This is a genomic window from Colwellia sp. BRX8-7 (assembly GCF_014077275.1).
GTDB lineage: Bacteria > Pseudomonadota > Gammaproteobacteria > Enterobacterales > Alteromonadaceae > Colwellia_A.
Genome location: NZ_JACGVP010000024.1, coordinates 1 through 22914 on the forward strand (window position 1 = coordinate 1; position 22914 = coordinate 22914).

Below are 22914 nucleotides of genomic sequence, written 5' to 3' on the forward strand. Positions count from 1 at the left end.
ACCTTATCTATAAAACGTTAAGTTAACTACTTTACTCTAAAGTGATGTAGATAACTTATCAAAACAGCTCTTTCGTGGTTCGTTTTGACTGAACCCCTTGGAACTGGAGCGCATTCTAGACATTTCTCGCTGGGCGTCAACCCTTTTTTGTAATAACTTTGAAATAAACGTTTGTTCGCTTATTTATCGAACAATTTAGCTAATATACGCGCTAGCTTCGCTAATTTTATTGATACGGTCTGCTTTAATCGCCTCATTATCGCTATATTGATCAACAAGCAATATCCTACTTTTTATACCAGCACGCTCAGCAGCCTGCATATCTGATACTTTATCACCAATAAAAATACTCTTTGCCAAATCAATGTCATGCTTTTTAGCAGCTGATAAAATCATACCAGGTTCTGGTTTTCTACAATCACAGGCCACCTTGTATTCACCAACGCCTTTATCTGGATGATGAGGGCAATGATAGACATCTGCAATTACGATCCCTTTCGATTTAAATTGCTTTACCATCCACAGAGTCAGTTGATTAAATTGCTCAACAGTATATTTGCCTCTAGCAATACCCGATTGGTTAGTAATGACAAATATTTCATAACCTTTATTGTGCGCATCCAAACAAACAGTAAAGATATCTTCGACAAATTCAAATGCTTCTTTTTTATAAACGTAACCATGGTCAACATTGATAATGCCGTCCCTGTCTAAAAACAGTGCTTTTTTCATAGTTAATTTCTTTTGACTCAGCGGCTAATGATAGGTTTTTTGATAGATTAATTAATTAAGCCATCGCTCTTAAATATTTTGCTGCACGAATTAACAAATGATTTGCAGCATAGATATCTAAGAACGACATTTTGCTCAATATCTGCTGTTAATAAACAGCAGATAATTGTTACATGCAAAGACCGCCATCAATTTCTACGACACGGCCGGTAAAAAACTCATTTTCAAAAATATACTTTACGGTGTGAGCAATTTCATCTGCTTCACCTAAGCGGCCAACAGGTTTCATTTTTTCTAAACGGTCACGCATTTCTGGTTTCATCGCATCAGTCATTGCGGTGCGAATAACACCAGGGGCAATAGCACCAACGCGAATACCATGACGCCCTAACTCGCGCGCCCAAGTAACGGTCATCGCGACAACACCCGCTTTAGATGCAGCATAATTGGTTTGTCCCATATTACCGGCTCTTGCGATGGACGACATATTAATAATGACACCTTTACGTTTACCTTCAATCATGTGAACAGCAGCTTCGCGACCACATAAGAAAACACCCGTTAAATTAACATCGATGACTGATTGAAACTGATCCAATGACATTTTCTTAGCAACGACTCCATCTTTAGCTTTAACGAACATACCGTCACGTAAAATGCCGGCATTGTTAATTAAGCCGTCGATACCCGAAAAATCATCATTAATCTGGCTAAAAATAGCTTCTACTTCACTTTCATTGGTGACGTTGGCTAAATAATACTTTGCCGATGAACCTGCTGCTTCAATAAGTTTTACTGTTTCTTGTAGTAACGTTTCATTTAAATCGATTAACGCTAATTTAGCACCATTCGTTGCTAAGCTAATAGCCATAGAACGTCCTAGGCCTTGTCCACCGCCGGTGATGACGATAACTTTATCATTCAAATCCATTGTTTTTCCTTTATCTCTATTATATTTTTTCGTTGATAGCGCTAAAAAACCAATCAACTAATTTATGGTCAACATCACTAATATTTGAAAAAGCCCAATTTGGATTTTTGTCTTTATCGACTAATAATGCCCTAATACCTTCGCGAGCTTCAGTATACTGACAACAACGAAGGATTAAATTTAACTCTGAAGTAAAACATTCACTCAAACTTAGCGTTTTAGTCGTTTGTAACTGCCTATATATAATACAAGCACTCAATGGGCTACCCGCCAGTAATTTGTTTTTTGCCTTATTCAGCCAATTATTGTCTGTTTGTACATTTAAAATCGCTGTGTGTATATCAGCAATATTATCGAAAGCTAATAATTTTGCTATAGCCACTTCATTGTTTTTTACCTCATTGGGTAAATGGTGTTCAAAACGGTTCGAAAACTCGGTCAATGCTTGCTTTAGCAGAGAGTGATTTCGATCATTGTCTTGCCAGTCAACTGTTAGTAAGTGATCAAAAACACCATTTTTAGATGAACTATCAATAATATAATCCGACAAGCCAAGATAATTAGCATCTACGGCATTAAACACAGCACCGGTGATCCCTAAAAACAAACCAAGATCTTCTGGTGTTTTATTTAAAAACCAACTCGACCCTACATCAGGAAATAGCCCTATTGATACTTCTGGCATTGCCATCAAAGTGCGCTCTGTGGTTACACGATGACTGGCACCAGCAAATAAACCTATGCCGCCGCCCATGATATAACCATCTCCCCAGATCATAATGGGTTTATTAAAATTATGAATTAATTGGTCAAGTACATATTCTTCACTAAAAAATTCATTAGCGAAGCCTGATGTAATGACATCATCATCTATTGGTGTGTCTAGTTCGTGTAAATAGTGATACAGGCTAACAACATCTCCACCAGCACAAAACGCTTTTTCACCCGCGCCCTGTAAAATAACCATCGCGATATTGTCATCTTGCTGCCAAGACGACAGTTTTTTGGTTAACAGCTTAATCATCGAAAGATTTAATGCATTAAGCGATTTAGGCGCATTAAGTTCTGCTATAGCTATCAGTTTATTATTATTGCTGCTTAACTCTTTAAATATCACATCTGTCATTTAATTTAGCTCCGATTTTTTACGGGTTAATGTTCTCTTTGATAGCTATTTAAAGACTAGCATCAATCGCTACGACAGTTCGTCCGGTAACCGTGCCATCGACGTAAGCGTCAAATGCATTCCCTAAGTCTCGAAATTCAATGGTCGTAGGAGAAATCAGATCAAGTTTTGTTGGTTTTAAATCTGTTGCTAATCTTTTCCATCCTTGCGTGCGCACTGAAAGTGGCATTTCGACTGAGTTAATACCAAGTAGGCTCACGCCTCTTAATATAAAGGGCATAACAGTGGTCTCTAATTTGAAGCCACCGGCTAAACCAATTGAAGCAATATTTCCCCAAACATGAGTGGTGCGTGTTAACCAAGCTAACGTTTCACCGCCAACACTATCGACCGCCCCACCCCACTGTGCATTTTCTAGCGGTTTGCTGCCCATTTCAATATCATGACGACTAATAAGTTTAGCCGCACCGAGCGCTTTTAAATAATCTTCTTGTTCTGTTTTACCCGTAAAAGCAATCACTTCATAACCAATATTTGACAGCATATTAATAGCAAAACTACCAACACCACCGGTAGCGCCAGTGACGACAATAGGACCTCGCTCTGGAATTTGACCATTATCTTCCATACGCTGAATAGCAAGAGCGGCAGTATATCCTGCGGTACCGAGTGCCATCGCATCACGTAAACTCATGCCTGTTGGCAATGCCACGACTGAATCTGCTTTTACCCGCGCATACTCACTGTAACCACCATCATAGAGTTCAGATAATTGTGCGCCGCAAACCAGCACTTTATCGCCGGCTTCAAACCTGTCATCAACAGAGCTAACCACAACACCCGACAAATCAATACCGCCTACTAAGGGATAAGTACGTAAGATTCTTCCTTTCCCTGTGGCAGCTAGAGCATCTTTATAATTAATGTCTGAATAGGCGACTTTAATAACCACTTCACCTGCGGTTAAATCATCAATACCAACTTGCTCAAACCCACTGGTGATTTTTTTCTTATCACCCTCTTGTATTTGATGAATACGAAAAGCCGTAAATTTTTCTGGTACTTGCCTTAACTCCGTGATCAACGTTGACATAATTATTCCTATTCAATTATCTAAATAAAGGTGTATGAAGAATTAACATCAAAGCATAAGTAGTGCACAGGCACTACTTTACTCTAATCTAATAAACTGACTATCTACTTGTGTTACATATTGCGACGATATTGACCGCCTGCTTCAAATAACGAACTAACAATTTGCCCTAAAGAACAAACCTTACAAGCATCCATCATTAATTCAAAAATATTTTCATGATTAATGGCGGCTGTTTGTAAACGCTTAAGTAAGACTTCTACTTCTGCTGCATTAGCTTTGTTTAAACTCGCTAACATATCAATTTGATAAGTTTTTTCTTCTTCTGTAGCGCGAATAACTTCTTCAGGCACAATCGTTGGCGAACCCGTTGAACTAAGGAAAGTATTTACGCCTATAATAGGATATTCACCTGAGTGCTTTAAATGCTCGTAATACATACTTTCTTCTTGAATTTTTCCACGCTGATACATAGTTTCCATGGCACCAAGTACACCACCACGTTCGTTAATACGATCAAATTCAGTTAATACCGCATCTTCAACTAAGTCAGTTAACTCTTCTATAATAAACGCACCTTGAATAGGGTTTTCATTTTTAGAAAGTCCTAATTCACGGTTGATGATTAATTGAATCGCCATCGCGCGACGAACACTGTCTTCGGTAGGCGTGGTAATAGCTTCATCATAAGCATTAGTATGCAAAGAGTTACAGTTATCGTTTATCGCATAAAGTGCTTGTAATGTGGTACGAATATCATTGAAATCAATTTCTTGAGCATGCAATGAACGACCTGATGTTTGAATATGATATTTCAACATTTGTGCACGAGCATTGGCACCATATTTATTCTTCATCGCTTTTGACCAAATACGACGAGCCACTCGGCCAATGACAGCGTATTCTGGGTCGATACCGTTTGAGAAGAAAAACGATAAGTTAGGACCAAATTCATTAATGTCCATACCGCGGCTTAAGTAATATTCAACAAAAGTAAAACCGTTTGCCAACGTTAACGCCAATTGAGTGATCGGATTAGCACCAGCTTCTGCTATATGATAGCCAGAAATAGACACTGAATAGAAATTACGCACACCTTTTTCAATAAAGTACTCTTGCACATCACCCATTAAACGTAGGGCAAATTCAGTGGAGAAAATACAGGTATTTTGCGCTTGATCTTCTTTTAAAATATCGGCTTGTACCGTGCCACGCACTAGCGTTAAGGTTTTAGCTTTTATCGCTTGATATACCGCTGGAGGTAAAACTTGATCGCCAGTAACACCAATTAACATCAAACCTAAACCGTCGTTGCCATCGGGTAATTCACCTTGATAGCTTGGACGTTCACAGCCTTTGTCTTTATAAATTTTAGCTATGGTTGCGGCTACTTCTTTTTCCAAACCATTTTCGGTAATAAAACGCTCACATTGTTGATCGATAGCGGTATTCAAGAAAAAACCTAACAACATCGGCGCAGGGCCATTAATGGTCATGGAAACCGACGTCATCGCATGGGCTAAGTCAAAACCAGAATACAGTTTCTTGGCATCATCTAAACAACAAATAGAAACGCCGGCATTACCTATTTTTCCATAAATATCAGGACGAATAGCTGGATCGTTACCGTATAGGGTCACTGAATCAAATGCTGTTGATAAGCGTTTAGCCGGCATACCTTTTGAAACATAATGAAAACGACGGTTGGTTCTTTCTGGGCCGCCTTCACCCGCGAACATACGTGTTGGGTCTTCGCCTTCACGCTTAAAGGGGAATAAACCAGCGGTATACGGAAATTCACCCGGTACATTTTCTTGTAAGTTCCACTTTAAGATATCGCCCCACCCCTGATATTTAGGCATACTAATTTTAGGGATATCGCTACCAGAAAGTGATTTTGAATGAGTGGCTATCGACAGTTCTTTGTCTCGTACTTTAAATTTAAATTCAGGGTCTTTATAACGCTGAACTTTAGTCGCCCATTGCTCAAGTAATAATTTGTTTTTAGGGTCTAAGTCTAATTCGACTTGAGTATAAAGCGCTTCAAGTTGCGTCACTAAATCAGCAGAAACCACCGTTTCAGTGTCTTTTGCCGTTTCAATCGCCTGATGAATACCATAAAGTTTTTGTGCAACCGTTGTTTGTTTTTCAACCCAAGCATCATAACCGCGATTACTTTCTGATATTTCAGATAAATAACGAATACGATTACCTGGGATCACGCTACTTTTATTGGCTAATGTGCCTTCGGTAGAGAGAATATCGCCAACAATTAAGCCCGCTTTAGTGTTTAATGCTGTGATCACCGCATTATATAATTCGGTCATACCACGGTCGTTAAATTGTGAAGCTATCGTGCCGTAAACTGGTACTTCATCATCACCGGCTTCAAACATGCCACGGTTACGTTTATATTGTTTTTTCACGTCACGCAAGGCATCTAAAGCGCCCCGTTTATCAAATTTATTGAGCGCAATAATATCAGCAAAATCGAGCATATCGATTTTTTCTAATTGTGTTGCCGCGCCGTACTCTGGCGTCATCACATATAAAGAAACATCGGAATGTTCTTCAATTTCGGTATCTGATTGACCAATACCCGAAGTTTCTAGAATAATTAAGTCGAAATCGGTCGCTTTTAAAATTTCTAAAGTGTCATTAACATAAACAGACAATGCCAAATTTGACTGACGTGTGGCTAACGAACGCATGTAAACGCGATCATTGTTTACCGCATTCATACGAATTCGGTCACCGAGTAATGCACCACCGGTTTTACGCTTAGACGGGTCAACCGAAACAATGGCAATTTTGCTGTCTGCTGTTGCCATTAAAAAGCGGCGAATTAATTCATCAACCAGCGAAGATTTACCTGCACCACCGGTACCGGTAATACCTAATACCGGTGTTTTACTTGCTGAAGCAATTTTACGAATTTTCTCTAAATCGGCTTTATTTTCTTTTGGCGCATTTTCAGCCGCTGAAATTAAACGCGCAATCGCTTGTTTGTCATTTTTCTTTAAATTAGCAACATCGTCTTTTTTAACATTGACGCCAGTTTTAAAATCACAGCGCTCTAACATGTCATCAATCATGCCTAATAAACCCAGTGCACGGCCGTCATCAGGAGAATAAATACGGGTAATACCATAATCTTGTAGCATTTTAATTTCGTCAGGTAGTATCACGCCACCGCCGCCGCCAACGATACGAATATGTTCACAACCTCGTTCTTTAAGTAAGTCGTACATATATTTAAAATATTCGTTATGCCCACCTTGATAAGAAGTCATCGCAATAGCATTAGCATCTTCTTGAATCGCGGTATTAACCACTTCTTCAACACTGCGGTCATGGCCCAAATGAATAACTTCAGCACCACTTGATTGTAAAATTCGGCGCATAATATTAATCGCAGCATCGTGCCCATCAAAAAGTGATGCGGCAGTGACAATTCTAATTTTATTCTTGAGTTGGTATCTTTCAGTTGTCATTTTGAATTCTCTTTTATTAACTTACTCACCATTATAGGTGTAATATTTGTAGGTGTAATTTTTGGTGCTGAATTGCTATTTAAATTTTTATTAATAATATTAAATCATAAAGAAAATGGTATTAACATTGATTTTATTGCTAATTTAATGGACTATCTTGTTATGGAATAAAAACGCGTAGCTTATTAATTATGCTTCAACAATCAAAGTCAGCAAAGCCGATAAAAACAGCAACTATCATTGATGATATTCGTTTACTTATTCCCGTTTTTTTATTGAAAAAATTGCAAGTTCATCCGCTAACCTCCAGTCTTTATCCGTTATCGCTTGGGAAGCATTCAGATATTTCTTATCAAATAAATAAAAAAAACAGTGACCATCACAGCTTACTTTATTGTCAATCAACTAGCGCAACTCTAGACTATAAAAACAAAGTTAGAGAAGTTAAATCGGGCGATCTTGTTATTATACCAGCCAATGCGAGTTTTAAATTTACCGCCATTAACAGAGAAAATAACAGTGAAATTAAAAACAAGTCAGGAAAAGTCTATTGGTTAAATTTTAAAGGCGATCTCGCCAGTAATTTTGCCGAACGTTTATTAATGAAAATGGATGATGGCCTCGCACACGTCGGGAATGTAGATGAAGTGATCCGAGATTTTGACAATTTATTAGCGCTAGGTCGCCGCGGCTATACCGCTACTAATGTTATTCACGCGGTACATATTTTACAGCAAACCTTAAGCTTTTTAGCATTACAGTTGCGTTTAACTGACTTTAATAAAAGTTCTACTTTTGATATTGATGCGGTCGAACGTTTAATGCGCAATAATCTTCATCAAGAATTGAGTTTGGATACATTAGCGCATTACAGCCAGCTATCTAAATTTCATTTTTCAAAGAAGTTTAAAGAACTCACCGATACATCACCAATACAGCACTTTATTAATATGAAAATTCAACGCGCCTGCTCTGAGCTTGATAATAGCTCACAGACTATTAAAGATATTAGTGAGGGCTTGGGATATAGCGACCCTTACTATTTTTCACGCCTATTTAAAAAGTCGCTAGGAATGTCACCAAAGCAATATCGTGACTCTCGTCACAGTGCTTAAAAAAATAACTAGCAGTACGAGTATTATCAATTTATTTAGCCAATAGCTAACTGTTGACCACAATAGCAAAGGGTTCACTATAGTAATCTAATTTTACTCACCTTCATTTATAACGGCGTTAATGATACCTTTATCATATAATTGCTCGTTAAAAGTAAATAATCATTGCCTGCTATACTCAAGGTTACGCGATAACATCATCTATACTTAACTTTTAACCCGCTATTTAATACTCACCACTTAATATCACTTAATCTATGCTATTTAATTTCACTGACTTGTCTAGCGTTAAAAAGGAAATCAATATGGATATCAATACGGCAAAATCGGTTTTACAAAATACCTTTGGTTACGCTGACTTTCGACATCAACAAGCGAAAATAATTAGTGAATTAATCAGTGGCGCAGATGTTTTTACGCTTATGCCAACCGGTGGTGGAAAGTCATTATGCTATCAAATACCGGCGATAGTTCGTGATGGCGTAGGCATAGTGGTGTCGCCACTAATAGCGTTAATGAAAGATCAAGTTGATGCGCTAAAACTACAAGGCGTAAAAGCAGAGTTTTTAAATTCGTCGCAGGACCATGAAGAACAAAATCGTGTCGAGCAGCTAATAAGATCAGGCAATGTCGACTTATTGTACGTTGCGCCAGAGCGACTATTGAGTGATTATTTTCTAAACCTTATTGATAATATTACCATTGCACTCTTTGCCTTTGATGAAGCACATTGTGTTTCACAATGGGGTCATGATTTCAGACCTGAATACCAACAACTGTCCATTATCAGCCAGCGATATCCCCACACGCCTAAAATTGCCTTAACAGCGACAGCGGATATGAAAACGCGAGATGAAATTGTTCAAGTATTAAATTTAACGGCTGCTAAAATCTTTGTTCATAGTTTTGACAGACCCAATATTCAGTATCGGATCAGTGAACAAAAAAATAACAAAGAACAGCTCCTTAAATTTATCAATACCGAACATAACAATGATGCCGGTATCGTTTATTGTCTTTCAAGAAAATCTGTTGAGGCCACAGCTCAATGGCTGAGTGAACAAGGAAAAGTTGCTTTGCCTTATCATGCAGGTTTGGCCAATAATATTAAAGATAGCAATCAACAACGTTTTCTCAGAGAAGACGGCATCATAATCGTTGCCACCATTGCCTTTGGTATGGGTATTGATAAGCCCGATGTTAGGTTTGTTGCCCATTTAAATTTGCCTAAAAGTATTGAGGCCTACTACCAAGAAACTGGCCGAGCAGGCCGTGATGGTATGCCCGCCAATACTTGGTTAGCGTATGGCATGCAAGATGTTATTAAGCTAAAACAAATGACAAGTCAAAGTACTGGTAATGAACAGTTCAAGTTTATAACTCAACGTAAAATTGATGCCCTGCTTGGTTATTGCGAAGTGTGCTCTTGCCGCCGGCAAGTATTACTCAATTATTTTGGTGAAACGTTAGCTGAGCCTTGTGGGAATTGTGATAACTGTTTGAATCCCCCCATAACATGGGATGGCACTGCTGCCGCTAGAAAAGCGCTTTCAACGGTTTATCGAACGGGCCAAAGATTTGGCGTAGGCCACCAAATTGATGTCTTGCTAGGTAAGCAAACCCCTAAAATTACCCAGGTCAATCACCAACAACTTTCTACCTATGGTATTGGTAAAGAGCACAAAGCAGAGGAATGGCAAACGGTGTTTAGGCAACTCATCTCAATGGGATATTTAGCCGTAGAAATGGAATATGGCGCTTTAAAACTCACTGAAAAATCTCGACCTTTATTAAAAGGCGAACTGACCATACAACTCAAGGTAAAAGAATACGGTAAGGCAAAGCTTGCGCGAAAATCAAAACAACCTAATGCCAGCAATTTATCAGCACAAGAAGAAACCGTATTTGAAAAGCTCAAGCAACAAAGAGCATTATGGGCAAAAGAGAGAAATGTACCATCATTCGTTATTTTTCATGACGCTACCTTAATGGATATAGCCAGAGCTAATCCCAAAAACTCAGCGCAACTATTAAACGTTAATGGTATAGGTAAAACAAAACTTGAACTTTATGGTGAAAAAATTATCGCACTACTCCACTAGCTAAAACCCTTGTCTTTGTTCAAAATACCTCTGTGCAATCAATCCAACATTAATAAAAAAGCCGCAATGACTTAACATAGCGGCTTTAAAAATTTAATTTTTATCAGCATTACCTGAAAATAACAGCGAACTTAATGGTCTAAAACATTTCAACCGCAATCGCTGTAGCTTCACCACCACCAATACAAAGAGAGGCTAAACCTTTTGATAAACCTTTGTTTTTCAATGCATGGATTAACGTTACCATAATACGAGCACCACTAGCACCTAAAGGATGACCCAGTGCACAAGCGCCACCATTGACATTGACTTTTTCAACATCTAAGGCTAATTCTTTAATCGCTAACATGGTAACCATGGCAAATGCTTCATTAATTTCCCATAGATCAACATCTGCAGCCGTCCAGTTTGCTTTTGCTAAAACTTTATTCATTGCGCCAACGGGTGCTACCGTAAACTCTTCAGGTTTTTGTGCATGCGTTGCATGAGCAACAATTTTACATAAAGGGCGTAGACCACGTTTTTCTGCTTCTGACTGTTTCATCATCACTAATGCCGCAGCACCATCTGAAATAGAGCTAGAGTTTGCAGCCGTAATAGTCCCGTCTCTTTTAAAAGCGGCACGTAATGAAGGTATTTTATCAGGGCGGGCATTACCCGGCTGTTCATCTATTGCAAAGACAGAGTCGCCACGACGAGATTTAATCGTTACTGGCGATATTTCATTTTCGAAAGCACCAGCAGCAATCGCTGCATTGGCACGTGCTAATGAGCGAATAGCATATTCATCCATGTCTTCACGAGTAAACCCAGCATCATCGGCAGTTTCTTGTGCGAAACACCCCATAGCTATACCATCATAGGCATTTTCTAAACCATCAGTCATCATATGATCAAGAATTTGACCATGTCCCATTTTTATACCACTGCGACCTTTAGGTAAAAGGTGCGGTGCATTAGTCATGCTTTCCATACCACCGGCAACAGCAACATTAATAGAGCCAGCCATCAGTGAGTCATGTGCTTGCATTGCTGCTTTCATTCCAGAGCCACAGACTTTATTAATGGTGGTACAAACTGTTGATAATGCCAAATCAGCCGCCAAAGCTGCTTGACGAGCAGGTGCTTGTTTTAAACCTGCAGGCAATACACACCCCATGATTACTTCATCAACTTGATCGTTAGCAATATTTGCCGCAGCAAGTGCGCCGCGTATAGCCGTTGCGCCTAAGTCAGGTGAAGTTACAGCAGATAATCCGCCCATAAAACCACCCATAGGGGTTCTAGACGCTGAAACAATAACAATAGGATCTGTAGTAGACATGAAAGCTCTCCGAGATAAAAATAAAAAGGGATAAATTAATGATTAACACCATAACTTATATTTGACGTTTACGCCAACGTAAACTTTAATAGTAAGGACACAATTATAGCCAATTTATATAGTAACGATTTTAACTGAGCGGGTAAATTATTGACGGGATATTTATTAGCAGCTTGATGAAAAAAGCTCTTGCTTTACGTTAACGTAAACTTCCTGTAAGGTGAGTGCATAACATAAATGTAGAGTTTTTCATGGCAGAATTAAAAGCACGGACTTTTTCAATCAGCGATCTTTCTAAAGAGTTCGATATTACGACTCGCAGTATTCGTTTTTACGAAGATCAAGGCTTGCTTGCCCCGACTCGCAAAGGACAAACTCGAATTTATAACCAAAGAGATAAAGTTCGACTAAAGTTAATTTTACGCGGTAAACGCTTGGGGTTTTCATTAGCCGAAACCGGTCGCATCTTTGAATTATACGATTTAGACAATACCAGCGCCAGCCAATTAAAACTGATGATGGATATTATTGAGCAAAAAAAATCAGACTTACATCAACAACTCGACGATATAAAAGTGGTGTTGATGGAATTAACAAATTTAGAAGAAAGCTGTTTAGCTACTTTATCAGCTATCGACAATACAAAAACCTAACGCATAACTTTACGTAGCTAACTAAGCTAAGGAAATAACATGATTTCTACCTTTTCATCATTAAACTTTAATCTAGGCGAAACCGTTGAGATGATCCGCGAGTCAGTTAACGCTTTCTCTCGTGACGAAATTGCTCCACGTGCAGCACAAATAGATATTGATAACGAATTCCCAAATGATTTATGGCGCAAATTTGGTGATTTAGGCTTATTAGGCATGACCGTTGACGAAGAATATGGCGGTTCAGGTTTAGGCTATTTAGAACATATGGTGGCAATGCAAGAAATTTCACGTGCGTCTGCTTCTGTTGGTCTAAGTTACGGTGCTATGTCTAACCTTTGTTTAAACCAATTAAACAAAAACGGTTCGCATGAACAAAAAGCTAAATATTTACCAAAACTTTGTAGCGGTGAACATATTGGCGCATTAGCGATGAGTGAGCCTAATGCAGGCTCTGATGTAGTCAGCATGAAATTGCGCGCTGACAAAAAAGGCGACAAGTATATTTTAAATGGCAACAAAATGTGGATCACCAATGGTCCTGATGCCAACGTTTATGTTATTTATGCAAAGACTGATACTTCAGCGGGTTCAAAAGGCATTACTGCTTTTATCGTTGAGCGTGATTACCCAGGTTTTTCTCGTCATCAAAAATTAGACAAATTAGGTATGCGCGGTTCAAATACCTGTGAATTAGTTTTCCAAGACTGTGAAGTACCAGCAGAAAACATTTTAGGTGAAGAAGGTAAAGGCGTTCGAGTCTTAATGTCTGGCCTTGATTACGAGCGTATCGTTTTAACCGGCGGACCTTTAGGTATTATGGATGCGTGTATGGACTTAGTTGTTCCTTATATTCATGACCGCAAACAGTTCGGTCAATCCATTGGTGAGTTCCAATTGATCCAAGGTAAAGTTGCCGATATGTACACCCAAATGAACGCAGCTAAATCTTATGCTTATTTATGTGCACAGGCGGCCGACAGAGGTGAAACCACACGTAAAGATGCGGCTGGTGTTATCTTAGTTGCTGCAGAACTTGCAACAAAAATGGCCTTAGATGCTATTCAATTACTTGGCGGTAATGGTTACATCAATGAATTTCCAGCAGGTCGTTTGTTACGTGATGCTAAATTATATGAAATTGGCGCAGGTACTTCAGAAATTCGTCGTATGCTGATAGGTCGAGAGTTATTCACCGAGTCTATATAAGGTTATAACTTGCTACAGCCTCTCGATTTAGAGAGGCTGATGAGAGCCACACTGCTCTTGTTTAGCGCGTAACATTAAAGCTAATGTTCTTACTGATAAAATTCCATAATAAAGGCAAATATCGTGGCTAAAATAATTTCAAAAATCAATGTACGCAGCCCAGAATTCATTGAAAACGCTGCTCATATGCAAGTTCAAGTAGACGATTTAAAAGTAAAGCTTGAGCAAATAAAATTAGGTGGCGGACAGCGCAGCTGTGATCGTCATCTATCTCGCGGTAAATTATTACCACGCGATCGCGTTAACGCCTTACTTGATGCTGGCTCACCATTTTTAGAATTATCTCAACTAGCCGCTTATGAAGTTTATGAAGCAGATGTTCCCGCTGCTGGTATTATCACCGGCATTGGACGAGTTGGAGGACAAGAGTGTGTTATTGTCGCTAACGACGCTACCGTAAAAGGCGGTACCTATTTTCCGCTAACGGTAAAAAAACATCTTCGCGCACAAACGATTGCCCAAGAAAACAACTTACCCTGTATTTATTTAGTCGACTCTGGTGGCGCTAACTTGCCTAACCAAGACGAGGTTTTTCCTGATAGAGAACACTTTGGTCGCATATTCTTTAATCAAGCAAATATGTCAGCACAAGCGATACCGCAAATTGCTGTTGTTATGGGCTCTTGTACTGCAGGTGGCGCTTATGTACCCGCAATGGCCGATGAATCTATTATTGTTAAAGAACAAGGCACTATATTTTTAGCTGGACCGCCGTTAGTTAAAGCGGCGACAGGCGAAGTCGTTAGTGCTGAAGACTTAGGTGGCGCAGACATACATTGTCGTACCTCAGGTGTTGCCGATCATTACGCACAAAATGATCATCACGCTTTAGAAATTGCCCGTAGTATCGTCGGTAATTTAAATCGTGTTAAACCGGTAACCATGAATATTCAACCTATGGTTGAGCCAGTTTATGACGCACAAGAAATATACGGTGTGGTACCCAAAGATGCTCGCCAACCTTTTGATATTCGTGAAATTATAGCCCGTGTCGTTGATGGTAGTAATTTTGATGAATTTAAAGCTCTTTATGGCACGACTTTAGTGTGTGGTTTCGCACGGATATTTGGCTACCCCGTAGGTATTATCGCCAATAACGGCATTCTCTTTGGCGAATCAGCTCAAAAAGGTGCTCATTTTATTGAATTATGTGCACAACGAAAAATTCCTTTAGTCTTCTTACAAAATATCACCGGATTTATGGTCGGTAAGCAATATGAAGCAGGCGGTATTGCTAAGCATGGCGCAAAAATGGTCACCGCCGTTGCCACGGCACAAGTACCCAAGTTTACCGTGCTAATTGGTGGTAGTTTCGGCGCAGGTAACTATGGTATGTGTGGTCGTGCTTACGATCCACGCTTCTTATTTATGTGGCCAAATGCCCGTATTTCAGTGATGGGCGGCGAACAAGCGGCTGGCGTTTTAGCACAAGTTAAACGTGACCAAAAAGACAAACTCGGTGAACCGTGGAGCGAGCAAGAAGAAGCTGACTTTAAACAACCGATTATTGATACATATGAGCATCAAGGCCACCCTTACTATGCTTCAGCTCGCTTATGGGATGATGGTATTATTGACCCTGCCGATACTCGTCAAATATTAGGTTTAGCCATTTCTGCTTCGTTGAATAAACCTATTGAGGATACCAAATTTGGTATCTTTAGAATGTAGAGCTGAACAAGATGACACTATTAAAAGAGATCAATACCGGTCAAGTATTATTTAACGTAGACCGTTATGGGGTAGCAACAGTTACCTTAAATAATCCTGACAAGCACAATGCTTTTGACGACAAAATTATCGCCCAATTAACGGTGATATTTATTGAAATAGCCCAACGCGACGATATTCACCTGATGATACTCGCATCGACGGGCAAAAGCTTTTCTGCTGGGGCTGACTTAGCCTGGATGAAGCGCATGGCCAGTTACTCATATGAAGAAAACTTACGTGATGCTAACGCGCTTGCTCAGATGTTACATGCACTTAATTTTCTACCGCAAACCACTATTGCACAAATACAAGGCGCTGCTTTTGGCGGCGCAGTGGGCTTAGCCAGTTGCTGTGACATTGTTATCGCCAGTAATAAAGCCAGCTTTTGCCTCAGTGAAGTTAAATTAGGTTTAATTCCTGCGACCATCAGCCCTTATGTCGTCAATGCTATTGGCCAAAAAGCCAGTCGTCGATACTTTCAAACGGCAGAACGTTTCTTTGCAGACAAAGCGCAACAGTTAGGCTTAGTTGATGAGGTTGTTGCGTTAGAAGCGTTAGAAAGCACCGTTATTGATATGGTGAGTACAATATTGAGCAACGGCCCACAAGCCGTTCGTCAAGCAAAAAAACTTGCTTTAGATGTCGCTTATCAAGAAATTAATCTTGATTTACTTAGCATGACCAGTGAACGCATCGCATCAATTCGCGTTTCTGCAGAAGGCCAAGAAGGCTTAACTGCTTTTTTTGAAAAACGACCAGCAAGCTGGCAAAAAGAACCGACGAGTGAAGGATAAAAACATGTCTCAACTAACAACTAAAACAGCTAAAATGTTTACTAAAATTCTTATTGCCAACCGTGGTGAAATCGCCTGTCGCGTAATTAAAACCGCTCGTAAAATGGGTATTTTAACCGTTGCCGTATATTCAGATGCTGATGCTGACTCACTTCATGTCAACATGGCTGATGAAGCCATTTTCCTTGGTCCATCGCCCTCTCGCGAAAGCTATTTATTATCAGAGAAAGTGATTGAAGCGGCAAAACGTACTGGCGCTCAAGCCATTCACCCAGGTTATGGTTTTCTCTCAGAAAATGCTGACTTTTGTCGTCGATGTAGCGATGAAAACATCGTTTTTATTGGTCCACCCGTTGCGGCCATTGAAGCGATGGGGTCAAAGTCTGCCGCTAAAAACATTATGGAAAAAGCCAATGTCCCCTTAGTCCCTGGTTATCATGGTGATGATCAATCCGAAGCCATCATTAAAAAAGCGGCTGACGATATGGGCTATCCAGTATTATTAAAAGCTACTGCCGGTGGTGGTGGTAAAGGCATGCGACAAGTGTGGAGCGAAGCTGAATTTAGTGAAGGTTTTGCTGCAGCTAAACGTGAAGCAATGTCATCCTTTGGTGATGATAGAATGCTGGTTGAAAAGTATCTAACACAACCTCGCCATGTTGAAATTCAAGTGTTTTGTGATAATCATCAACATGCCGTTTACTTATTTGAACGTGATTGTTCAGTGCAACGCCGTCATCAAAAAGTTATTGAGGAAGCGCCTGCCTTTAAAATGAGTGAAAAGCTACGTAAAGCGATGGGCGAATCCGCGGTAAAATCTGCCCAGGCTATTGGTTATCAAGGCGCAGGTACGGTAGAGTTTTTACTGGATGTTGACGGTTCATTCTACTTTATGGAAATGAACACTCGCTTACAAGTAGAGCACCCGGTGACTGAAATGATCAGTGGCCAAGATCTAGTCGAATGGCAATTAAGAGTTGCTGCTGGTGAAGTTTTACCAAAAACACAAGAACAGTTAGTCATTAATGGCCACTCTTTTGAAGCGCGAATTTACGCTGAAGACCCAAATAATGATTTTTTACCCGCAACAGGCACGCTAGATTTTTTACAACCGCCAGCAGAAAGCGCACATGTTCGTGTTGATACCGGTGTTCGTCAAGGTGATGAGGTGAGTGTATTTTACGATCCTATGATAGCCAAGCTAATTGTCTGGGATGAAAATCGTGAAAAAGCACTGCAACGCTTAACAAAAGCCTTGTCGGAATATCGTATTAAAGGTGTTACCACCAATATTGATTTTCTTTATAACTTAGCGACATCAAAACCGTTTATTAATGAAGAAATAGATACCAGCTTTATCGAGAAATACGACAGTGAAATATTTCATGATAACAAACAAGCGTTAGCCGACGAATTACCGATGGCAGCTTTGTATTTAGTGCTTTCACTGGCTGAACAAGCGAAACAAAAAGCAGCAACGACCAAAGATCCTTTTTCTCCTTGGAATAATACCTCGGCGTGGCGCTCTAACGAAGCGCATAATCACCGAGTAGTTCTTGCTCATAATGATATTGAATATCCAGTGACTGTTGAACAGAAACGTCAAGGTAATCGTAGTTACTATTTAATTTCAGTTGCAGGACGAACCGTTGATTGCCAAGGTCGAATTGCCGGTGACACACTCCATGTCAGTATTGATGGCTATCGCAGTCAAGCTACTATCGCCCACAACATTGACAGTTCAGGTGATCAAATTAGCTTATATCGTCAAAATGGCGTTTTTAACTTTATTCATATTAAACCTGATTGTGGTGACAACAATGCTGATGATAATCATGGCGGCCTATTAGCACCGATGAACGGTACTATGGTCAGCGTGTTAGTCAAAGCCGGCGATAGTGTGACTAAGGACCAACCCTTAATGATCATGGAAGCGATGAAAATGGAGCACACCATTCGAGCGCCTGAAGACGGTACCATTGATACCTTATTCTACGCAGAAGGTGACATGGTTGATGGCGGCAGTGAATTACTTGCTTTTACGCCACAGGAGTCATAATGAGCTCCCTTGCTAATAATACCTTACCTAAAAAAGTAAAAATCGTTGAGGTTGGCCCGCGTGATGGCCTACAAAATGAAAAACAACAAATCAGTGCCGAAGATAAAATTGCCTTAATTAATCTGCTCAGTGATGCCGGAGTCACTTACATTGAGAGTGGCAGCTTTGTTTCTCCGAAATGGGTGCCTCAAATGGCAACATCGACTGATGTTTTCAATGGAATAGCACGTAAAAAAGGGGTCACTTACGCTGCCCTCACGCCAAATATGAAAGGTTTTGAAGCGGCTGTAGCGGTTAATGCCAGCGAAGTTGCCATTTTTGGCGCGGCCTCTGAAGCGTTTAGTCAAAAAAACATTAACTGTTCAATTGCTGAAAGCCTTGAGCGATTTGAACCGATAATGGCTGCAGCCAAAAAATTAAACATTCCGGTACGAGGCTATGTTTCTTGTGTTGTCGGTTGTCCTTACGAGGGTGAAGTATCACCAGAAAAAGTGGCTGAAGTGGCTGAAAAACTTTACCAAATGGGCTGTTATGAAATATCGCTTGGCGATACGGTTGGTGTAGGCACACCTGTTAATGTACAGAAGATGTTACAAGCGGTTAGTGCCCGTGTACCTAAGGCTAAACTAGCGGTTCATTTTCATGATACCTATGGTCAGGCGTTAACTAACATTTACACCGCTTTACAAAATGGTATTGCCGTTATTGATAGTGCCATTGCTGGATCGGGTGGTTGCCCTTATGCTAAGGGCGCTTCAGGTAATGTTGCCACTGAAGATGTGGTTTATTTACTCAATGGTTTAGGTATTAATAGCGGTATTAATTTAGATAAGTTAGTCCATGCCGGTTGGTTTATCAGTGATAAATTAGGTAAAACCCCGACATCTAAAGTTTCTAATGCCTACCGTGCACAGTAATAAATATAATAATAAATGACGATGTATGATAAATACTCTATAGAAATAAATGTAATGAGGATTAAATAATGGCCGGATTTGACAAAGTAGTAGCAAGCTATGAAGAAGCGATGGCAGGACTTGAAGACGGCATGACCGTTATCTCGGGTGGCTTTGGTTTATGTGGTATCCCAGAAAACCTAATTAGTGAAATAAAGCGCAAAGGCACTAAAGCATTAACGATGGTTTCAAATAACTGTGGTGTCGATGATTTCGGTTTAGGTGTGTTACTGCAAGACCGTCAAATCAAAAAAATTGTTGCATCATATGTTGGTGAAAACGCTGAATTTGAACGTCAAATGATGAATGGTGAATTAGAAGTAGAACTCACACCACAAGGCACTTTAGCTGAAAAAATGCGAGCTGGTGGTGCTGGTATACCCGCTTTTTTTACGGCAACAGGTTATGGAACACCGGTAGCAGAAGGTAAAGAAGAGCGTGAAATAGACGGTAGAATGTATATCCTTGAGCCCGCAATTAAAGGTGACTTTGCCATTGTTAAAGCCTGGAAAGCCGACCGTTACGGTAATTTAGTTTTTAGAAAAACAGCACGTAACTTTAATCCTATGGCAGCAACGGCAGGCAAAATTACCGTCGTTGAAGTTGAAGAGATAGTTGAACCTGGCGAGCTAGACCCAGACCAAATCCATACACCAGGTATCTATGTTAATCGATTGATTTTAGGTACATTTGAAAAACGCATTGAACAACGAACTGTTCGTACTGCTCAGTCATAAATAATTCCGGAGACTAAACAATGGCTTTAACAAGAGAACAGCTAGCACAACGTGTAGCACAAGAATTACAAGACGGTTATTACGTTAACTTAGGTATAGGTATTCCAACGTTAGTTGCTAACTATATTCCTGCGGGAATAGAAGTAATGCTTCAATCTGAAAATGGTTTACTTGGCATGGGACAGTTTCCCACCGAAGACGAAATTGATGCAGATTTAATTAATGCCGGTAAACAAACGGTCACGATGGCAAAAGGTGCCTCTATCTTTGATAGTGCCGAGTCATTCGCAATGATACGTGGCGGACATGTCGACTTAACCGTACTAGGTGCCTTTGAGGTCGATGTAAACGGTAACATTGCTTCATATATGATCCCAGGCAAGCTGATTAAAGGTATGGGCGGTGCTATGGATTTAGTTGCGGGTGCTGACAATATTATTGTTACTATGACTCACGCTTCTAAACATGGTGTTTCAAAACTTTTATCTAACTGCACTTTACCGTTAACAGGTAAGGGTTGTATTAAAAGAGTATTAACTGATTTAGCCTTTATCGAAATTAAAGATGGCAAGTTTCATTTATTAGAGCGAGCGCCAGGGGTCAGTATTGAGGAAATAATAAAACTCACTGAAGGTGAATTAATTGTTCCTGAGCATGTCCCTGAAATGAAATTTTAATAACCTAGCGGCATATTAATCATACGATTAAATAAAAAAAGAGCTTCAGCTCTTTTTTTTTACCCTATATTTTAACATTACATTAAAGTTCACTTAACGGTTTTGATAGTCAACCATTCGATTAAGCACATGTTCTATTTGAAAAAAAATTGATAAAAGTGTTTTTTTTATTAAATTTCTTTACGCATGTCACTAGCGTATTACACATTTTTCTTGCATTTATAGGCTCAATTCGCAATACTAAAAGAGACAAAGAAAAGGCAAAACACGTGAAATCGTGTTACGCAAAACCACCGGTCTAAGGGATTTATGTTTTATATATAAATTCTATGACAGCGGAGTCACCTCGTTATACAAGGTACATCCCGTGGTTTTTTCCTTTACTAACTAAATTAATTACAAGGTTACTAAAATGAAAAAATTATTACTAGCTTCTACCATCACTATTTTAACATTAACGTCTGTTGTATCGGCGCCGAAAGCACAAGCTGCTGACATCGCTCAAAGCGTTTGCCAGTATGTAGCTGCAGACGACAAGAAACGCATGCGTTCGTTCTTAAAAACGAATAGATTAAAAATTCGCACTATCTTTCATGGTATTGAGTGTAATGGACAGAATCTGTTGGCGTTTGCATCGTCTAATGGTTCAGTTAAAACAGGTTCTTTGATGATTTCAAAGTTACCAAAGAAAGTTGTTTCTGAAAACTTAGCTATTTTGCAAACCGGATCGCAACCATTGATAGACGCAGCTAACGAACGCGTTAGCAGCTAAACTTATTTTTTAGTAGATGTTATTTGTTCAATCAAGTGTACTGTTTTACTAGATAATAATTCTATGTCATTTTAAAAAGCCTGCTTCTGCAGGCTTTTTTTTGCCTTAGTCATTTCAATCTATTTTTTGACTCGTTAAGCTAGCACCAGGTTAAAAAACTGATTACACTTAAGTTATACGAAGAAGACTGCGATATACATGTTGAATAAAAGAAGTTATAAAGACAGTAAGAATGCTTTAGTACTTACTGGCGGTGGCGCTCGAGCGGCTTATCAAGTAGGTGTGCTTTCTGCGATATCAAAATTTGTCCCTAGAAATCATGGCATCCCCTTTCCCATTATATGTGGCACCTCTGCTGGTGCTATAAATACCACAGCGCTAGCCTGTTATTCTTCATGCTTTCATTTGGGGGTAAAAAAATTAGAATGGGTTTGGAAGAATATTAATACCAGTCGAATATACCATAGTGATGGTATTCGGGTTTTTTCACATTTGGCGAAAGGTATACTGGCAAGTTTCCAAGCAGATTATGCCAATAAAAGTGCGCGTAGTTTACTAAACAACGCGCCACTTCGTGACTTACTGAATATGGTGGTCGACTTTAAACGTATCGATACCAATATTTTACGTGGCTATTTATCTGCAGTTTCTATTACTGCATCAAGTTACAGTAATGGCGATTCGATTAGTTTTTATCAATCTGATGAGTCTATTTCTCCTTGGTTTCGCGCTAAACGTCGTGGTGAGCCTTGCCAAATTAATAGTGAGCACTTAATGGCTTCTGCCGCTATTCCCCTAGTGTTTCCTTCCATCAAAATTCGCCAAGAGCATTATGGTGATGGGTCTATACATCAACTTTCACCGTTAAGCCCTGCGATACACTTAGGTGGCGAAAATTTGTTTATTGTTGGTGTTGATCAACCTAAAGCACCACTTCATAGTAAAGTGAATAATCCTCATCCACCGACAACCTCTACTGTTGCCGGTCACTTACTTGATACTATTTTCTCAGATACATTAAACAGCGATATTGAACGTCTAGAACGAATTAATGAAACAATAAAACTTATTCCACCAGAACTTAGAAAAGAAAAAGATGGTTTAAAACCGATATCATCATTTCTCCTTAATCCCAGCCATGACTTTAATGCCATGGCGGTAGAGTATTTTTCAGACCTACCACTATCGATACGTTTATTATTACGCAGCGTCGGCATCTCTAATGACTCTGAATCAAGTATTGTCAGTTATTTATTATTTGAAAAAAATTATTGTCGGCAGTTAATTAAACTGGGATTTGAAGATGCTATGGAGCAAGAGACTGCGATTAGAAAATTTTTATCTCTTGAATAGCGATCCATTGCTAA

The 22914-nt window shown here is 39.6% G+C and carries 18 protein-coding genes and 1 riboswitch; of the genes, 12 read left to right on the top strand and 6 right to left on the bottom strand.

Annotation, left to right across the window (positions count from 1 at the left end; genetic code table 11):
- Window positions 1–195: 195 nt before the first annotated feature.
- The 5 genes from gmhB to H4J57_RS17775 all read right to left on the bottom strand — a co-directional run bounded on the left by gmhB (window position 196) and on the right by H4J57_RS17775 (window position 7376).
- Window positions 196–732, bottom strand: coding sequence for a D-glycero-beta-D-manno-heptose 1,7-bisphosphate 7-phosphatase (gene gmhB, locus H4J57_RS17755; RefSeq protein ID WP_182217466.1), 537 nt, complete (start codon window positions 730–732; stop codon window positions 196–198).
- A 169-nt stretch (window positions 733–901) separates the two neighbouring features.
- Entirely contained in the window at window positions 902–1663 is a 762-nt protein-coding gene (locus H4J57_RS17760; RefSeq protein WP_182217464.1) for an SDR family oxidoreductase, read from the bottom strand.
- Window positions 1664–1682: 19 nt separating this feature from the next.
- Window positions 1683–2789 carry an enoyl-CoA hydratase/isomerase family protein gene (locus H4J57_RS17765; protein ID WP_182243788.1) on the bottom strand — a complete coding sequence of 369 codons (1107 nt, stop codon included), beginning with the start codon at window positions 2787–2789 and terminating at the stop codon, window positions 1683–1685.
- Window positions 2790–2838: 49 nt separating this feature from the next.
- Window positions 2839–3882 carry an oxidoreductase gene (locus H4J57_RS17770; protein ID WP_182217460.1) on the bottom strand — a complete coding sequence of 348 codons (1044 nt, stop codon included), beginning with the start codon at window positions 3880–3882 and terminating at the stop codon, window positions 2839–2841.
- Between the two features lie 113 nt (window positions 3883–3995).
- Window positions 3996–7376: a methylmalonyl-CoA mutase family protein gene (locus H4J57_RS17775; RefSeq protein WP_182217459.1), complete on the bottom strand. Its 3381-nt coding sequence runs from the start codon at window positions 7374–7376 to the stop codon at window positions 3996–3998.
- Window positions 7377–7567: 191 nt separating this feature from the next.
- Between H4J57_RS17775 and H4J57_RS17780 the strand changes: the two genes are divergently transcribed.
- Window positions 7568–8491, top strand: coding sequence for an AraC family transcriptional regulator (locus H4J57_RS17780; protein ID WP_182217457.1), 924 nt, complete (start codon window positions 7568–7570; stop codon window positions 8489–8491).
- Window positions 8492–8796: 305 nt separating this feature from the next.
- Complete coding sequence (recQ, locus tag H4J57_RS17785; RefSeq protein WP_182243789.1) at window positions 8797–10593, top strand: DNA helicase RecQ; 1797 nt, start codon at window positions 8797–8799, stop codon at window positions 10591–10593.
- A gap of 139 nt (window positions 10594–10732) precedes the next feature.
- Here the strand turns inward: recQ and H4J57_RS17790 are convergent, their stop codons facing one another.
- On the bottom strand, window positions 10733–11917 hold the full coding sequence (locus H4J57_RS17790; RefSeq protein WP_182217453.1) for an acetyl-CoA C-acyltransferase: 1185 nt from the start codon (window positions 11915–11917) through the stop codon (window positions 10733–10735).
- Between the two features lie 251 nt (window positions 11918–12168).
- Between H4J57_RS17790 and H4J57_RS17795 the strand changes: the two genes are divergently transcribed.
- The 10 genes from H4J57_RS17795 (at window position 12169) to H4J57_RS17840 (ending at window position 22900) form a co-directional block, all read left to right on the top strand.
- The gene (locus H4J57_RS17795) at window positions 12169–12570 is read left to right on the top strand and encodes a MerR family DNA-binding transcriptional regulator (protein ID WP_070376356.1); all 402 of its coding nucleotides are present in this window, start codon (window positions 12169–12171) and stop codon (window positions 12568–12570) included.
- 39 nt (window positions 12571–12609) lie between these two features.
- The gene (locus H4J57_RS17800; protein ID WP_182204007.1) at window positions 12610–13779 is read left to right on the top strand and encodes an isovaleryl-CoA dehydrogenase; all 1170 of its coding nucleotides are present in this window, start codon (window positions 12610–12612) and stop codon (window positions 13777–13779) included.
- A 123-nt stretch (window positions 13780–13902) separates the two neighbouring features.
- Window positions 13903–15510 carry a carboxyl transferase domain-containing protein gene (locus tag H4J57_RS17805; protein ID WP_182171559.1) on the top strand — a complete coding sequence of 536 codons (1608 nt, stop codon included), beginning with the start codon at window positions 13903–13905 and terminating at the stop codon, window positions 15508–15510.
- Between the two features lie 11 nt (window positions 15511–15521).
- Complete coding sequence (locus H4J57_RS17810) at window positions 15522–16346, top strand: enoyl-CoA hydratase/isomerase family protein (RefSeq protein ID WP_182171562.1); 825 nt, start codon at window positions 15522–15524, stop codon at window positions 16344–16346.
- A 34-nt stretch (window positions 16347–16380) separates the two neighbouring features.
- Window positions 16381–18405 (top strand): acetyl/propionyl/methylcrotonyl-CoA carboxylase subunit alpha, encoded by a 2025-nt coding sequence (locus tag H4J57_RS17815; RefSeq protein WP_182243801.1) that lies wholly within the window; start codon window positions 16381–16383, stop codon window positions 18403–18405.
- Window positions 18405–19322 carry a hydroxymethylglutaryl-CoA lyase gene (locus H4J57_RS17820; RefSeq protein ID WP_182243790.1) on the top strand — a complete coding sequence of 306 codons (918 nt, stop codon included), beginning with the start codon at window positions 18405–18407 and terminating at the stop codon, window positions 19320–19322. Before H4J57_RS17815 ends, H4J57_RS17820 begins: the two co-directional genes overlap by 1 nt.
- A 68-nt stretch (window positions 19323–19390) precedes the next feature.
- Window positions 19391–20098, top strand: coding sequence for a CoA transferase subunit A (locus tag H4J57_RS17825; protein WP_182217443.1), 708 nt, complete (start codon window positions 19391–19393; stop codon window positions 20096–20098).
- Between the two features lie 20 nt (window positions 20099–20118).
- Complete coding sequence (locus tag H4J57_RS17830; protein WP_182217441.1) at window positions 20119–20775, top strand: 3-oxoacid CoA-transferase subunit B; 657 nt, start codon at window positions 20119–20121, stop codon at window positions 20773–20775.
- 249 nt (window positions 20776–21024) lie between these two features.
- A riboswitch (cyclic di-GMP riboswitch) is annotated at window positions 21025–21124 on the top strand.
- Window positions 21125–21187: 63 nt separating this feature from the next.
- Complete coding sequence (locus tag H4J57_RS17835) at window positions 21188–21547, top strand: DUF3718 domain-containing protein (RefSeq protein WP_070376350.1); 360 nt, start codon at window positions 21188–21190, stop codon at window positions 21545–21547.
- 198 nt (window positions 21548–21745) lie between these two features.
- Window positions 21746–22900, top strand: a complete 1155-nt coding sequence (locus H4J57_RS17840; RefSeq protein WP_182243791.1) for a patatin-like phospholipase family protein — start codon at window positions 21746–21748, stop codon at window positions 22898–22900.
- Window positions 22901–22914 lie beyond the last annotated feature (14 nt).